Origin of the sequence: Cellulomonas sp. PhB143, assembly GCF_003752595.1 — a bacterium.
Taxonomy (GTDB): domain Bacteria; phylum Actinomycetota; class Actinomycetes; order Actinomycetales; family Cellulomonadaceae; genus Paraoerskovia.
Window position 1 is genome coordinate 33,566 of sequence record NZ_RKIJ01000012.1, and the last position, 13,560, is coordinate 47,125.

Annotated in this window: 13 protein-coding genes; 8 read left to right on the top strand and 5 right to left on the bottom strand. The window is 74.0% G+C overall.

The window, feature by feature from the left end:
* Positions 1-19: 19 nt before the first annotated feature.
* Together EDF32_RS08400 and EDF32_RS08405 are read right to left on the bottom strand one after the other, a co-directional pair.
* Positions 20-2,737, bottom strand: coding sequence for a phosphoenolpyruvate carboxylase (locus EDF32_RS08400; RefSeq protein WP_123308100.1), 2,718 nt, complete (start codon positions 2,735-2,737; stop codon positions 20-22).
* 164 nt (positions 2,738-2,901) lie between these two features.
* Complete coding sequence (locus EDF32_RS08405; RefSeq protein ID WP_123308101.1) at positions 2,902-4,608, bottom strand: acyl-CoA dehydrogenase family protein; 1,707 nt, start codon at positions 4,606-4,608, stop codon at positions 2,902-2,904.
* Between the two features lie 68 nt (positions 4,609-4,676).
* Between EDF32_RS08405 and EDF32_RS08410 the strand changes: the two genes are divergently transcribed.
* Positions 4,677-5,459 (top strand): deoxyribonuclease IV, encoded by a 783-nt coding sequence (locus EDF32_RS08410; RefSeq protein WP_123308102.1) that lies wholly within the window; start codon positions 4,677-4,679, stop codon positions 5,457-5,459.
* A 101-nt stretch (positions 5,460-5,560) separates the two neighbouring features.
* Here the strand turns inward: EDF32_RS08410 and EDF32_RS14565 are convergent, their stop codons facing one another.
* Positions 5,561-6,148, bottom strand: a complete 588-nt coding sequence (locus tag EDF32_RS14565; RefSeq protein WP_370449948.1) for an SRPBCC family protein — start codon at positions 6,146-6,148, stop codon at positions 5,561-5,563.
* Positions 6,149-6,245: 97 nt separating this feature from the next.
* On the opposite strand from EDF32_RS14565, the gene EDF32_RS14570 reads away from it, so the two are divergent.
* Complete coding sequence (locus tag EDF32_RS14570; RefSeq protein ID WP_158614072.1) at positions 6,246-6,764, top strand: ATP-binding protein; 519 nt, start codon at positions 6,246-6,248, stop codon at positions 6,762-6,764.
* A 176-nt stretch (positions 6,765-6,940) separates the two neighbouring features.
* The gene (locus EDF32_RS08425) at positions 6,941-8,035 is read left to right on the top strand and encodes an acyl-CoA desaturase (protein WP_123308105.1); all 1,095 of its coding nucleotides are present in this window, start codon (positions 6,941-6,943) and stop codon (positions 8,033-8,035) included.
* A 54-nt stretch (positions 8,036-8,089) separates the two neighbouring features.
* Here the strand turns inward: EDF32_RS08425 and EDF32_RS08430 are convergent, their stop codons facing one another.
* On the bottom strand, positions 8,090-8,509 hold the full coding sequence (locus EDF32_RS08430; RefSeq protein WP_123308106.1) for an organic hydroperoxide resistance protein: 420 nt from the start codon (positions 8,507-8,509) through the stop codon (positions 8,090-8,092).
* Between the two features lie 60 nt (positions 8,510-8,569).
* On the opposite strand from EDF32_RS08430, the gene EDF32_RS08435 reads away from it, so the two are divergent.
* Complete coding sequence (locus EDF32_RS08435) at positions 8,570-9,181, top strand: TetR/AcrR family transcriptional regulator (RefSeq protein ID WP_123308107.1); 612 nt, start codon at positions 8,570-8,572, stop codon at positions 9,179-9,181.
* Between the two features lie 20 nt (positions 9,182-9,201).
* Positions 9,202-10,011: an alpha/beta hydrolase family protein gene (locus EDF32_RS08440; protein ID WP_123308108.1), complete on the top strand. Its 810-nt coding sequence runs from the start codon at positions 9,202-9,204 to the stop codon at positions 10,009-10,011.
* A gap of 1 nt (position 10,012) precedes the next feature.
* On the opposite strand, the gene EDF32_RS08445 is transcribed toward EDF32_RS08440, so the two are convergent.
* A complete protein-coding gene (locus EDF32_RS08445) occupies positions 10,013-11,590 on the bottom strand; it encodes an MFS transporter (protein WP_123308109.1) in 1,578 nt (525 codons plus the stop codon).
* A 144-nt stretch (positions 11,591-11,734) separates the two neighbouring features.
* Between EDF32_RS08445 and EDF32_RS08450 the strand changes: the two genes are divergently transcribed.
* The 3 genes from EDF32_RS08450 to EDF32_RS08460 all read left to right on the top strand — a co-directional run bounded on the left by EDF32_RS08450 (position 11,735) and on the right by EDF32_RS08460 (position 13,559).
* Positions 11,735-12,391: a TetR/AcrR family transcriptional regulator gene (locus EDF32_RS08450; RefSeq protein ID WP_158614073.1), complete on the top strand. Its 657-nt coding sequence runs from the start codon at positions 11,735-11,737 to the stop codon at positions 12,389-12,391.
* Positions 12,392-12,486: 95 nt separating this feature from the next.
* Positions 12,487-13,071, top strand: coding sequence for a type 1 glutamine amidotransferase domain-containing protein (locus tag EDF32_RS08455; RefSeq protein ID WP_123308111.1), 585 nt, complete (start codon positions 12,487-12,489; stop codon positions 13,069-13,071).
* Positions 13,068-13,559 (top strand): pyridoxamine 5'-phosphate oxidase family protein, encoded by a 492-nt coding sequence (locus EDF32_RS08460; protein WP_233565815.1) that lies wholly within the window; start codon positions 13,068-13,070, stop codon positions 13,557-13,559. Before EDF32_RS08455 ends, EDF32_RS08460 begins: the two co-directional genes overlap by 4 nt.
* Position 13,560 lies beyond the last annotated feature (1 nt).

Below are 13,560 nucleotides of genomic sequence, written 5' to 3' on the forward strand. Positions count from 1 at the left end.
CGGGCACGGGCGGGCCCGGTCAGCCGGTGTTCTGCAGACCGGCCGAGACCCCGTTGACCGTGAGCAGCAGCAGGTGCCGCAGCTGGTCGGTGGTGGCCTCGCTGAGGCCGTCGTCGTTGCCGTTGCGCAGGGCGGCGAGCGCCCGTACCTGGATCAGCGACAGGGCGTCCACGTACGGCGAGCGGAGCTGGACGGCACGCCCGAGGACCCGGCGCTGCTGCAGCGGCCAGCGGCTGCCCGTGATCTTCAGGACCCACTCGCGCGTCAGGCGCAGCTCGGTGAGCACCATCTCGGCGAGGTCGGCGCGGTCGCCGAGCGCGAGGTACCGCTCGGCGATGCGCGCGTCCGTCTTGGCGAGCGACATCTCGACGTTGTCCAGCAGCGTCGCGAACAGCGGCCACTCCTGGTGCGCGCGGCGCAGCTCCTCGACGTCGCCGAAGTCCCGCAGCGCCGTGCCCAGGCCGTACCAGCCGGCGAGGTTGATGCGCGCCTGCGACCAGGAGAAGACCCACGGGATCGCGCGCAGGTCGTCGAGCGAGTTGACCGAGAGGCCGCGCTTGGCGGGACGCGAGCCGATCGGCAGCAGGCCGACCTCCTCGAGCGGGGTGACCTCCGCGAACCACTGCGGGAACCCGTCGGCGCGCACCAGCTCGTGGAACCGGGTGCGCGAGGTGCGGTCGAGCTCGGCGGCCATGTCCGCGAACCGCGCCGTCGCCTCCGCGTTGCGCTTCTCCACGGAGGGCGCCGACTGCAGCAGGGTCGCCGCGGCGACCTGCTCGATGTGCCGCTCGGCGATGTCCTTGTCGCCGTAGCGGGCGAGGATGACCTCGCCCTGCTCGGTGAGCTTGAAGCGTCCCTCGACCGAGCCCGGGGGCTGGGCGAGCACGGCGCGGTTCGCGGGGCCGCCGCCGCGTCCGAGCGCACCGCCGCGGCCGTGGAAGAGGGTCAGCGCGATGTCGTGGCGCTGGGCCCACTGCGCGATGCGCTGCTGGGCGTCGTGCAGCGAGAGGGTCGCCGAGACGGGGCCGACGTCCTTGGACGAGTCCGAGTAGCCGAGCATGACCTCGACCTTGCGGCCGTTCTCGGCCAGGCGCGCCTGGACCTCGGGGAGCTCGAGCATCGACTCGAGGATGTCGACGCTGTTGTTCAGGTCGTCGAAGGTCTCGAACAGCGGGACCGCGTCGATCACGGGGGCGTCGGCGGGGTCCGGGAACGCGTACCGGGCGAGGCGGTAGACGGCCGCCATGTGCTCGGGGGCCTGCGTGAACGAGACGACGTACCGTCGCGCCGCGCGGATGCCGTAGCGCTTCTGGACGGAGCCGATCGCGCGGTAGGTGTCGAGGACCTCGCGCGTCATGGGCGCCAGGTCGCCGTGCACGCCGTGCTCCTCGAGGTCCGCGAGCGCGGCCGCGTGCACCTGCGAGTGCTGGCGCACCTCGAGCTCGGCGAGGTGGAACCCGAAGGTCTGCACCTGCCACAGGAGGTTCTGCAGGGAGCCGTAGGCGGCACGCGGCGCCCCGGCCGCGAGCAGCGACTCCTGGATCACGCGCAGGTCCGCCTCCAGCTCCTCCGGTGAGGGGTAGGAGAGGTCGGCGTCGCGGGCGTGGGTGGCCTCGAGGCGCGCGGCGACGAACATCAGGGCCGCGCGGTGCGGCTCGCTCGGCGACTCGGCGTCGGCGTGGTCGCTCGCCTCCGGCGAGAGCTGGCGCTGGCGCTGGCGCAGCGCGAGCAGGGCCGGCGAGGCGGGCGTGCCGTCCTGGTCGAGCGTGATCCGGGCGACGACCTCGTCCGCGGAGCCGCGCAGCGCGGCGACGGCGCGCTCGGACGCGAGCGCCGCGGCGGCCCGGGTGACCTCCGAGGTGACGTTCGGGTTGCCGTCGCGGTCGCCGCCGATCCAGCTGCCGAGGCTCACGAACGGGCGGGCGAGCGGCTCCTGGCGTCCCGCCTGGTCCTTGAGGAGCCAGTCGTCGAGCCGGCGGTAGACCGTCGGGAAGGTCTCGAACATCGTGGACTCGAAGACGCCGAGCGCCGTCTTGACCTCGTCGAGCACGGTCGGCTTGGCCGCGCGGATCGGCGACGTGCGCCAGAGGGCGTCGATCGAGGCGAGCATCGCGCGCTCGTTCTCGGCGAGCGACGGACCGCCGAGGTGCAGCGTGTCGCGCTCCTCGAGCAGCCGCGAGATGCGACGGATGCCCTGCGAGACGGCGCGGCGGCGCGCCTCGGTGGGGTGGGCCGTGAGGACCGGGCGGAACTCCAGGGCCTGCACGCGGCGCAGCGCCTCGTCGTGGCCGACCTCGCCGACGAGCTGCTCGAACGCGGCGGGGAGGCTGTCGTCGCTCGCGGCCACGACCGTCGTCGTCCGCGACTCGCGCTCGCGCAGGACGCGCACGCGGTGGAACTCCTCCGCGAGGTTCGCGAGGTGGAAGTAGCAGGTGAACGCGCGGGCCACCTGCTCGGCGCGCTCGAGGCTGAAGCCGGCGACGAGGCCCTCGGCCTCCTCGAGGGCGCCCTGGTTCTCGCCGGACGGGTCGTACTCGTCGTACGCCTCGATGACGAGCTCGCGCAGCCGCTCGACGTCGTCGAGCAGCGCCTGCCCGCCCGACTCGGTGAGGACGGTCCCGAGCAGGCCGCCGAGGAGGCGGACGTCGTCCCGCAGCTGGTCCGGGACGTCGTGCCGGGCCAGGCCGCGGCCGGCTCCCGACGGGTCCGGGGTGGGTTCGGTGTCAGTCACGGTCACGAGGGTAGCGGCACCGTGTTTCGTGCAGACGGCGCGTTCACATGCCGACCCGCGGCCCGGTGCCCGACGTCCGCCGAGACGTCGAACTCTGCCCCTGTTCTGGCCAGAACGGGGGCAGAGTTCGACGTCTCGGCGGGAAGGCTCGGCGGGCCCGGGCGGTCTCGTCAGGGCGCGCGGTGGCGCGCCAGGACCGCGGTCAGGTCCGTGCCGCGCGGCAGGGCACCGTAGCCGTGCGCCCGCTCCTCCCCCAGCCGGGCCGCGACGAACGCCTCCGCGGTGCCCGACGGCGCGTGGCGCACCAGCAGCGAGGCCTGCAGCCCGAGCGCCATCGCCTCGACGAGGCGGCGCGCCTGCCCCTGCGCGCCGCCCGGGTCGGCGACGGCGTCCCGCACGAGCCGGTCGGTGCGGGCCGTGTGCGCGTCGAGCACCGGGTGCGCGCCCGCGGTGGTCGCGAGCTCGGCCCGGAACGCCTCGAGCGACGCGGGCTCCCGGGCGATCGCCCGCAGCACGTCGAGCGCGATGACGTTCCCCGAGCCCTCCCAGATCGCCATGACGGGCTGCTCGCGGTACCGGCGCGCGAGCGGGAACGTCTCCGTGTACCCGTTGCCCCCGAGGCACTCCATCGCCTCGGCGGCGTGGTGGGGGCCGCGCTTGCACACCCAGTACTTGCCGACCGCGGTGGCCAGCCGCGCGAAGGCGCGCTCCTGCTCGGCCTCGACGGCGTCGCCGGCGTCGTACGCGGCCGCGAGGCGCAGCGACGTCAGTGTCGCCGCCTCGGACTCGAGCGCGAGGTCCGCGAGCACCGCCGTCATCGCCGGCTGGTCGACGAGTCGGGCGCCGAAGGCCGCCCGGTGCTCGGCGTGCCACAGCGCCTCGGCGACGCCCTGCCGCATGCCCGCGGCGGAGCCGTGCACGCAGTCGAGGCGCGTGCGCCCGACCATCTCGATGATCGTGCGCACCCCGCGGTCGACCTCGCCGACGAGGTGCCCGACGGTCCCGTCGAGCTCGACCTCGCTCGAGGCGTTCGACCGGTTGCCGAGCTTGTCCTTGAGCCGCTGGACCCGGAAGACGTTGCGGGCCCCGTCCTCGAGGACGCGCGGCACGAGGAAGCAGGTGGGCGCGGCGGCGTCGGCCACCTTCGCGAGCACGAGGAAGGCGTCGGACATCGGCGCCGAGCAGAACCACTTGTGCCCGGTGAGCAGGTAGGTCCCGACCTCGCCGTCCCCGCCCGCGGCGTCGGCCCGGACGGCGACGGTGGTGTTGGCGCGCACGTCGCTGCCGCCCTGCTTCTCGGTCATCGCCATCCCGACCAGCGCCCCGGGCTTGTCCGCCGGCGCGGCGAGCCGACCGTCGTACCCGCGGGACAGGAGCCGCGGCCGCCACAGGTCCGCGAGCGCCGGCGCGTGCGCGAGGGACGGCACGGCCGCGTGCGTCATGGAGACGGGGCAGGCGTGGCCGGGCTCGACCTGGGCGAACAGCCCGAAGACGGCGGCGCGCGCCACGTTCGCACCGGGGCGCGGCTCCGCCCAGGCGCTGGTGTGGGCGCCGTGCCCGACGGCGGCCCCCAGCACCCGGTGGTAGGCGGGGTGGTAGTCGATCTCGTCGACGCGGTGGCCCCAGCGGTCGTGGGTGCGCAGCACCGGCTCGTGCACGTTCGCCGCCTCGGCGTCCGCCTGGAACCCGGCCGAGCCGACGAGCCTGCCGACCTGCGTCAGGTGCTCCTCGGCCCAGGCGGCGCCGAACGCGGCGACGCCCTCGCGGAGCACGGGCGCGGCGGCGTACTCGTCGACCTCGGTGCGGGGCGGCGGCTGGTTGCGCACCTCGTGGGTGGTGCGCGGGGCGGGGCGGGTGAGAGGTGACGGGGCGCTCATCGCCTCATCCTCGCGCGCTCGGCGCGCGGGCGCGTGGCGCTGCGCCGGGCACCGCCTAGGCTCGGCACATGCGCATCGGAGCCCACGTCGACCAGGCGGACGCGATCACCCAGGCCCAGCAGATGGGGGCCGACGTCGCCCAGGTGTTCCTGAGCGACCCCCAGTCCTGGAAGGGGTGCGACATCACGTACCCCGGCGGGGCCGACGCGCTGCGCGCGGACGCGGCGGCGGCAGACCTGCGGCTCGTGGTGCACGCCCCGTACGTCATCAACGTGGCCTCGACGAACAACCGCATCCGGATCCCGTCGCGCAAGCTCCTGCAGAAGATCATGGACGGCGCGGCGCAGATCGGGGCGGCGGGCGTCGTCGTCCACGGCGGGCACGTGACCGCCGCCGACGACCCGGCGAAGGGCTTCGACAACTGGCGCAAGGCGGTCGAGGCGCTCGAGACGGACGTGCCGGTCCTGATCGAGAACACGGCCGGCGGCGAGCACTCCATGGCGCGGCGCCTCGAGCGGATCGAGCAGCTCTGGGCGGCCGTCACGGCGGCGGAGGGCGGCGCCGAGGTCGGTCTCACGCTCGACACCTGCCACGCGCACGCGGGCGGGATCGACCTGGCCGGGGCGGTCGACGCGATCCGCGCGATCACGGGGCGCATCGACCTGGTGCACGCCAACGGGAGCATCGGCGCCTTCGACTCCGGACAGGACCGGCACACGGCGCTCACCGGGGGCACCATCGACCCGCAGGTGCTCGTGGACCTGGTCCGCGCCGCGGACGCCCCCGTCGTGTGCGAGACCCACGCCACGGCGCCCGACGACGTGGCCTGGTTGCGCGCTCAGGTCGCCTGACTCTCCCGCCCCTCCACAGCCGTCGCGCACCGCGCCGAGCGGACACTCGGGCCGTGCGGGCGCCCGAGCCGCCGCTGCCGCCGCCGTTCTGACGGGCGCGATCAGCCCTGGAGCGCCGAGCCCATCTCGTTGGGCGTGCCCGCCGCTGCCACCTCGATGTCGCCGAGGTCGCGGCGCAGGCCTGCGCTGGTGGCGATGGCACCGATCCCGCCGAAGAGCTTGACGAGCGACTTCTGCACGGCGCCCGCCTCCTCCGTGGGGTCACCGCGGAAGTGCACGACGACCCGCGTCTTCGGGCCGATCGCCTGGAGCTCGAAGATCGTGGTGTACCGCACGCCCGAGCTCCACGCCTCGATGCGCGTGGAGACGCCCGGCTCCACGGCCACGACCTCCATCTCCTCGGAGGCGGACCTGCCGAGGATGCGACGCGTCTCGCGCCATCGCAGCCCGACCTCGTAGACCTCTCCCTCGAGGACCTCGATCTTCTCGACGCCGCGCAGCACCTGCGCGGCGTTCGTGGTGTCGGTGACGACACGCCAGACAGCGTCTCGCGGAGCGTCCATCACCCGTGTCTCGACGATCTCCCGCTGAACCATGCTCGACGGTATCGCCCCGTGCCACGTCCCCGCCAGAGATCGCGACCGCCTCGTCCACACCGCCCGAGGTCCCTCTGCGGAGGGCGCCCGCATCGTGCATCCTGGACGGGTCAGCACGGGTGAAGGGACAGCTCGGTGTCCCTGCGGTTCTCCGTGACACGTATCAGCCGGGGGCCGTGAGGAGACGTCTGTGTCCGCAGCGATCAGCTCCCGCCCCGCCCCCGACGGCTTCGCCGAGCTGCGGTGCTGGAGCGTGTGGGGCACGGACGACCTCTCCCGCTTCCGCGAGTCGATGCTCTCCGCGCTGCGGTCGCTGACCGCGGAGCCGGCCGGCACCGCGGCAGCGGGGACAGGGTCAGCGGGGACAGGGGCAGCGCTCCAGCGCGACCCCCGCGCCGATCCCCCCGCCGAGACCGCGCAGGACATCGTCCTCGTCTCGAGCGAGCTCGCCGCGAACGCGCTGTGCCACGGCGGCACGCCCGCGCTGGTGCGCCTGCGCAGCGACGGCCGCTCGTACCTCGTCGAGGTGATCGACGGCGCCCCCGCCGCGGCGCCGCACGTCGCGGGACAGCGGCCCGCCGGCCGCGGCGGCTTCGGCCTGCGCGTGGCCGACCGCCTCGCCCGCGAGGTCGGCTGGTTCTCGACCGAGACCGCGAAGCACGTCTGGGCGCTGTTCCCCGCGCCCCGGCCCCTCGCCGCCGCAGGCTGAGCGCCGCCGCAGGCACAGCACCCACACGTCTCCCACCCACAAGAGGTGGGTTGTCCCCCCTGTGCGGCGTGCGCCCCCCGCCTACGATCGACAGATCTGCATGTGCGGGCACGCCGCTCGTGGACCACGGCTGGGAAGTCGACACCGTGCAACAGCTGCGACAGCGAGGACCCCGCATGACCACCGTCACCCCCGGCTTCCGCCCGACGACGCCCCGCAGCGGCTCGGCGCGGAACGTCACGAGCACCTACACCGAGCTCTCCCGAGCGGTCCGCGAGGCGGGCCTGCTCCGCAAGACCCCGGTGTTCTACGGCGTCATGGCCGGGGTCCTCACCCTCGCCCTCGCCGGGTGCGTCGCCGGGTTCGTGCTGCTCGGGGACTCGTGGTTCCAGCTCCTGGTGGCCGGAGCGCTCGGGATCGTCATGACCCAGTTCTCGTTCCTCACCCACGAGGCCGCGCACCGCGTCGTCTTCGAGTCGGGCCGGACGAACGACCGGGTGGGCCGGCTGCTCGCGAACGGCGTCGTCGGCATCAGCTACTCGTGGTGGATGTCCAAGCACACCCGCCACCACGCGAACCCGAACAAGGTGGGCAAGGACCCGGACATCGCGATGGACACGATCGTCTTCACCGAGGACGACGCGACCACGATGCGCGACACCTGGCTGACCTGGATCCACCGCTACCAGGGGTGGCTGTTCTTCCCGCTGCTCACCCTCGAGGGCGCGAACCTGCACCTGGTCTCGATCCGCTCCCTGCTGGCCTCGCCGCCGTCGCGCGAGAAGGTCCAGGAGCTCGCGACGATCGCGGCGCGCCTCGTGATCGTGGGGGCGCTCGTCTTCTGGGCCCTCCCCCTGGGCCTGGCGTTCGCGTTCTTCGGCGTCTGGGGTGCGGTGTTCGGCGTCTACATGGGTGCCTCGTTCGCTCCGAACCACAAGGGCATGGCCATCCTGCCCGCCGACTCGAAGCTCGACTTCCTCAGCAAGCAGGTCCTCACGTCGCGCAACATCATCGGCGGACGACGGATGAACCTGCTCATGGGCGGGCTCAACTTCCAGATCGAGCACCACCTGTTCCCGAGCATGCCCCGCCCCCACCTGATGGCGGCCCGGGTGCTCGTGAAGGAGCACTGCGCCCGGCTCGGCATGCCGTACACCGAGACCCGCCTGCGCACCTCGTACCTGATCGTCGTGCGGTACCTGAACACCGTCGGGCTCAAGGCCCGCGACCCGTTCGACTGCCCGATGTTCCGCCAGCTCCGCCGCGGCTGAGCCGCGGCGGAGCCAGGGTTCGGCAAGGTCGGTGAGGGGCCGGCGGGACGCCGGTCAGGCCACCGTCGCGTCGACCGTGACCTCGATGTTGCCGCGCGTCGCGTTCGAGTACGGGCAGACCTGGTGGGCCGCCTCCACGAGCGCGTCGGCCGTCGCCTGGTCCACCCCGCCGAGCTCGGCGTGCAGGGCGACCGAGAGCTGGAACCCGACCTCGAGCGGGTGGATCCCGACCTCGGCGACGACGGCCGAGTCGGTGATCGGCGCCTTCTGCTTGCCCGCGACGAGCTTGAGGGCGGAGTGGAAGCACGCCGCGTACCCGGCGGCGAAGAGCTGCTCCGGGTTCGTCGCGCCGCCCGCGCCGCCCATCTCGGTCGGAACCGCGAGCTCGACGTCGAGGATGCCGTCGTCGGTGCGCGAGCGGCCGTTGCGGCCCTCGCCCGTGGCGGTGGCGATCGCGGTGTAGATGGTTGCCATGGTGCGCTCCTCCGGTAGAGTTACTAGTTCGTCTACTACGAGACCACGGAGGCGGGTGCGATGCAAGCGACCGGTGCTGTGACGTCGTCGGGCGCCGGTGGCCCGCGAGACCCCGGAGGATCCGCGCGGGAGCGGATCCTCGCCGCCGCCACCGAGCTCTTCTACGCCGACGGCGTCCGCGCCGTGAGCGCCGACCGCATCATCGCCGCGGCCGGGGTCTCGAAGGTCACCTTCTACCGCCACTTCCCCACCAAGGACGCCCTCGTGGTCGCCTCCCTCGAGGCCACCGGTGCCCGGGAGCGGGCGCTGATCGACCGCGCCTGCGCCGCGAACCCCGGCCGCCCCGCCGACACGCTGCGCTTCCTCGCGACGCTCGCCGGCGAGCTCGCGTGCCGGCCGGGGTTCCGGGGGTGCGCCTTCATCAACGCCGCCGCCGAGCACCCCGACGCCGACCACCCCGTGCGGGCCGTGATCGCCGCGCACCGCGCCTGGTACACGGAGACCTTCCGCCGGCTCGCGGCCGAGCTCGGCGTCGACCACCCGGCGGACGTCGCGGAGGAGCTCATGATGCTGCGCGACGGCGCGATGGTCGCGGGGTACGTCGGGGGGCCCGACGCCGTCGCCGCGCGGCTCGCGAGCGCCGGTCGCGCCGTGCTCCTCGCCCACGGCTGACCGGCGATAGCCTCACGACCATGGCCCTGATGCGCTGCGACTTCTTCTCCGACGTCCTCGGGGTCAGCACCTCGATGACAGTGATCCTGCCCCAGCGCACCGAGGAGCAGATCGGCATGGCCGGCGCCGCCGCGGACCCCGACGTCGCCCTGCCGCCGGTGCTGTACCTGCTGCACGGGCTGAGCGACGACGACACGACCTGGGCCCGCCGCACCTCGATCGAGCGCTACGTCGCGGACCGGGGGATCGCCGTCGTCATGCCCCGCGTGGAGCGGAGCTTCTACCACGACGAGGCGCACGGGCGGCGGTACTGGACCTTCCTCACGCAGGAGCTGCCGCGCGTCGTCCACGCCTTCTTCCGGGTGTCCGCGCGCCGCGAGGACACCTTCGTGGCGGGGCTGTCCATGGGCGGGTACGGGGCGGTGCGCTGGGCGCTGCGCCACCCCGACAAGTTCGCGGCCGCGGCGAGCCTCTCGGGCGTCCTCGACCTCGCGGACGACGACGTGCGCGAGCGGCGGCCCGAGGTCTTCGACCTCGTCCTCGGCGGCCGCTCCCCGGTCGGCACGGACAGCGACCTGCTCCACCTGCTGCGCACGCGCGCGCAGCAGCAGGCCGCGGGGCACGGCGCACCGGAGCTCCCCGCGCTCTATGTCGCCTGCGGGACCGAGGACGAGCTCCTCGACGGGAACCGCGCCTTCCTCGCCGAGGCCGAGCGCCTCGGCGTCCCCGTCACCGCCGACCTCGGCCCCGGCGAGCACGAGTGGGGGCTGTGGGACCGGCAGGTCCGGGACGTGCTCGACTGGCTGCCGCGCACGCCCCGGACCGCCTGAGTCAGCCCGCGGCCACGGGCTCGCCGGCGCGGTCCTCCGGGCTGTCGACGGTCACCGCCGGCTCGGCCCGGTGCGCGCCACGGACGGCACCGGCGGCGGCGGCATCGCGCTGCTCCGTGAACCGCGCGCGGCGGGCCTTGGTGCGGAACAGGAGAGCGACGACCACGGCGCCGACGAAGAAGAACCCCGCCGACCAGAGGTAGGCGACGTCGTAGCTGTGCAGCGCGGCCTCCGCGGCCACGGCCGGGGACGCCGGCAGGTGCGACGAGACGTAGGTGGCGGCCGCCGTCGCGGCGAGCGTGTTGAGCACCGCCGTGCCGATGGCCCCGCCGATCTGCTGGCTCGTGGAGACCATGGCCGACGCCACGCCCGCGTGCTCCCGGTCCACGCCGAGCGTCGCGAGCTGGAAGGCCGGCGGCATGGTGCAGCCGGCGCCGATGCCCATGAGGACGAGACCGGGCAGGACCCCGGAGGCGTACGTGCTGTCGGCGCCGAGCTGGGTGAACCACAGGAGGCCGATCCCGGAGAGGGTCAGGCCGAAGGGCACGAGGACCTTGGGGCCGAACCGGCCGAGGGCCCAGTTCGTGGACACCTGCGCGGTGATCATGATCGAGACGACCATGCCGAGGAACGCGAAGCCGGTCTCCATCGGTGAGTACCCGAGCGAGGACTGCAGGTAGTACGTCAGGAACAGGAACACGCCGAACATCCCCGAGCCGGCCACGAGGATGGCGACGTACGAGCCGCCGCGGTCGCGGTCGGCGACGACGCTCAGCGGCAGCAGCGCGTGCGGGCTGCGGCGCTGGCTGGCGACGAACCCGGCGAGGAGCAGCACGGCGGCGGCGAGCGGGACCCAGGTCCAGGGCGAGCCCCACCCCTCGGGCTCGGCCCGGGAGAAGCCGTAGACGAGGGCGAACAGGCCCGAGGTCACGAGCAGGACGCCGGGGATGTCGAGCTTCTGGCGGCGCGTCTCCTCGTGCCTCGGGAGCAGGACGAGCGCCGCGATGAACGCGACGAGGGCGAAGAACAGGTTGACGTACAGGTTCCAGCGCCAGTTGAAGTTCTCGGTGAGGTACCCGCCGAGCAGGAGGCCGACGGCGCCGCCCATCCCGGCGATCGCCCCGAAGACGCCGAAGGCGCGGCCGCGCTCCTTCGGGTCGGTGAACGTCGTCGTGAGGATCGACAGGGCGGCCGGCGCGAGCAGCGCGCCGAAGACGCCCTGCAGGGCGCGGGCGCCGACGAGCATGCCGAAGCTTCCGGCCGCGCCGCCGAGCGCCGAGGCGCCCGCGAAGCCGACCAGACCGATGAGCAGGGTCCGGCGCCGGCCGACGAGGTCGGACAGCCGCCCGCCGAGGAGCAGGAGGCTCCCGAAGGCGAGCGCGTAGGCGGTGACGATCCACTGCCGGTTGTTGTCGCTGAAGCCGAGGTCGGCCTGGGCGGACGGCATCGCGATGTTCACGATGGTCGCGTCGAGCACGACCATGAGCTGGGCCAGGGCGACGGTCGCGAGGACGAACCATCGGCGCCGGTGCGGCACGGCGGTGGTCGTGGCCTTGTGGCTGGGGTGGGCAGACGGCATGGGTGCGCTCCGGGGGAAAGACTGGGGGTTCGAGACGTCCAGCCTAATACAGAACCCGTGAGTTTCGAAACTGGGGAGTTCTGTATGATGGACGGCAGCAGCAGGACGAGAGTCAGCGGACGAGAGACAGGGACGGAACCTCAGGTGGACTCGGCGACGACGGCGGGCACGAACCCTACGAGCGGGAGCATCCTCGCGGAGGCCGCAGCAGCCGGCCCCGCGGTCTGCCGCCGCGGGCGCCCGCGGGACGCCGCCCTCGACGCGACCATCCTCGACGCCGCCCGGGCCCTGGTGACCGAGCGAGGCTTCGACGGCACGACCATGGACGCGGTCGCCGCGCGGGCCGGGACCGGCAAGGCCACGCTGTACCGCCGGTGGGGCTCGAAGACCGACCTCGTCGTCGACGCCGTCGCGTGCGCGAAGCCCACGCTGGGCGTCGAGGACGTCCCCGACACCGGCAGCCTGCGCGGGGATCTCGACGCCGCCCGCCGCCTCATGCACCACGACACCGACGACGCGCTGGTCTCCGCCCTGCTCTCGGAGGTCCGCCGCGAGCCCCTCCTCGCGCAGTCCGTCCACGAGCGCGCCGTCGCGTCGAAGGTCCGCCTGATGCGCGGGCTGCTCGAGCGCGCGGAGCGCCGCGGCGAGGTCCCGCCGGGTCGCGACCTGGACCTCCTCGCGGCGGTCGTCCCCGCCATGGTGTCCTACCACCGCGTGATCGCGGGCCTGCCCGCCGACCGGGAGTTCCTCGACCGCGTCCTCGGCGAGGTGCTGGTTCCCCTGGCCACCGGGCCGCGCTGAGCAGCACCGCGCTGAGCAGCACCGCGCAGAGCCGCACCGCGCAGCGCGGAGCAGGCCGGCGTGCGAGCTCTCCGGGCGCGTGGTGCGCTCGACGCATGACACAGACACCGCCGGCACCGGCCGAGCAGACCCTCGAAGGACGGCGCGTGCTCGCCGTCGTCACGAACTACGGCGTCGAGCAGGACGAGCTCGTCGTCCCCGTCGAGCACCTGCGGGCGCGCGGCGCGGTGGTCGACGTCGCCGCCGCCACGTCCGACGCGGTCGAGACGCTCGTGGGCGACAAGGACCCCGGGCGGACGGTCACGCCGGACACGACCCTGGCCGACGTCGACCCGTCCGGATACGACCTGCTGCTCGTGCCGGGCGGCACGATCAACGCCGACACGCTGCGCCAGGACGACGACGCGCGGCGCATCGCGAAGGAGTTCGCGACCTCCGGCCGGAGCGTCGCGGCGATCTGCCACGGCCCGTGGCTGCTCGTGGACGCCGGGGTCGTCGAGGGCAAGACGCTCACGTCCTACGCCTCCCTCGCCCCGGACCTGCGCAACGCGGGGGCCGCGGAGTGGGTCGACGAGCCCGTGAAGACCTGCCCGGCGAGCGGCTGGACGCTGATCACGTCGCGCACGCCCCGCGATCTCGACGACTTCCTCGCCGCCGTGGACGAGGAGCTCGCGGCGTGAGCGCCGAGGCCACGGACGCCCAGCGCGAGACGGTCCGCTCGATCGTCGGGGACGCCCGGATCGCCATGCTCACCACGCTCGACGCCGACGGCGCCCTGGTCAGCCGCCCCATGGGCGTGCAGGCCACGGAGGAGGACGCCGACCTCTGGTTCTTCGCCGACGCCCACGCCCACACGGCCGGTGAGGTCGCGCACGACGCCCGGGCGAACGCCGCGTTCTCGACGTCCTCGTCGTGGCTGTCGGTCTCGGGGCGGCTCGCCGTCGTCCGCGACCTCGACGCGATCCGCGAGCACTGGGGCCCGTCCGCGGAGGCATGGTTCCCCGACGGCCCCGAGACGCCCGGCGTGGTGCTCCTGCGCCTGCACGCCGAGACCGCGGAGTACTGGGACGCCCCGGGCGGTCGCCTGGTCACCGCCGTGAGCCTCGTCCGCGCGAAGGTCACCGGGAAGCGCTTCGAGGGCGGCGAGAACGAGACCGTCGGGCTCTGAG

Excerpts from the sequence above, each read along its gene's own strand:
- EDF32_RS14565 (WP_370449948.1), bottom strand. The coding sequence starts at position 6,148 with ATGCGGGCGCCCTCCGCAGAGGGACCTCGGGCGGTGTGGACGAGGCGG.
- EDF32_RS08455 (WP_123308111.1), top strand. The coding sequence starts at position 12,487 with ATGACACAGACACCGCCGGCACCGGCCGAGCAGACCCTCGAAGGACGG.
- EDF32_RS08430 (WP_123308106.1), bottom strand. The coding sequence starts at position 8,509 with ATGGCAACCATCTACACCGCGATCGCCACCGCCACGGGCGAGGGCCGC.
- EDF32_RS08425 (WP_123308105.1), top strand. The coding sequence starts at position 6,941 with ATGACCACCGTCACCCCCGGCTTCCGCCCGACGACGCCCCGCAGCGGC.
- EDF32_RS08440 (WP_123308108.1), top strand. The coding sequence starts at position 9,202 with ATGGCCCTGATGCGCTGCGACTTCTTCTCCGACGTCCTCGGGGTCAGC.
- EDF32_RS08405 (WP_123308101.1), bottom strand. The coding sequence starts at position 4,608 with ATGAGCGCCCCGTCACCTCTCACCCGCCCCGCCCCGCGCACCACCCAC.
- EDF32_RS08445 (WP_123308109.1), bottom strand. The coding sequence starts at position 11,590 with ATGCCGTCTGCCCACCCCAGCCACAAGGCCACGACCACCGCCGTGCCG.
- EDF32_RS08410 (WP_123308102.1), top strand. The coding sequence starts at position 4,677 with ATGCGCATCGGAGCCCACGTCGACCAGGCGGACGCGATCACCCAGGCC.
- EDF32_RS08435 (WP_123308107.1), top strand. The coding sequence starts at position 8,570 with ATGCAAGCGACCGGTGCTGTGACGTCGTCGGGCGCCGGTGGCCCGCGA.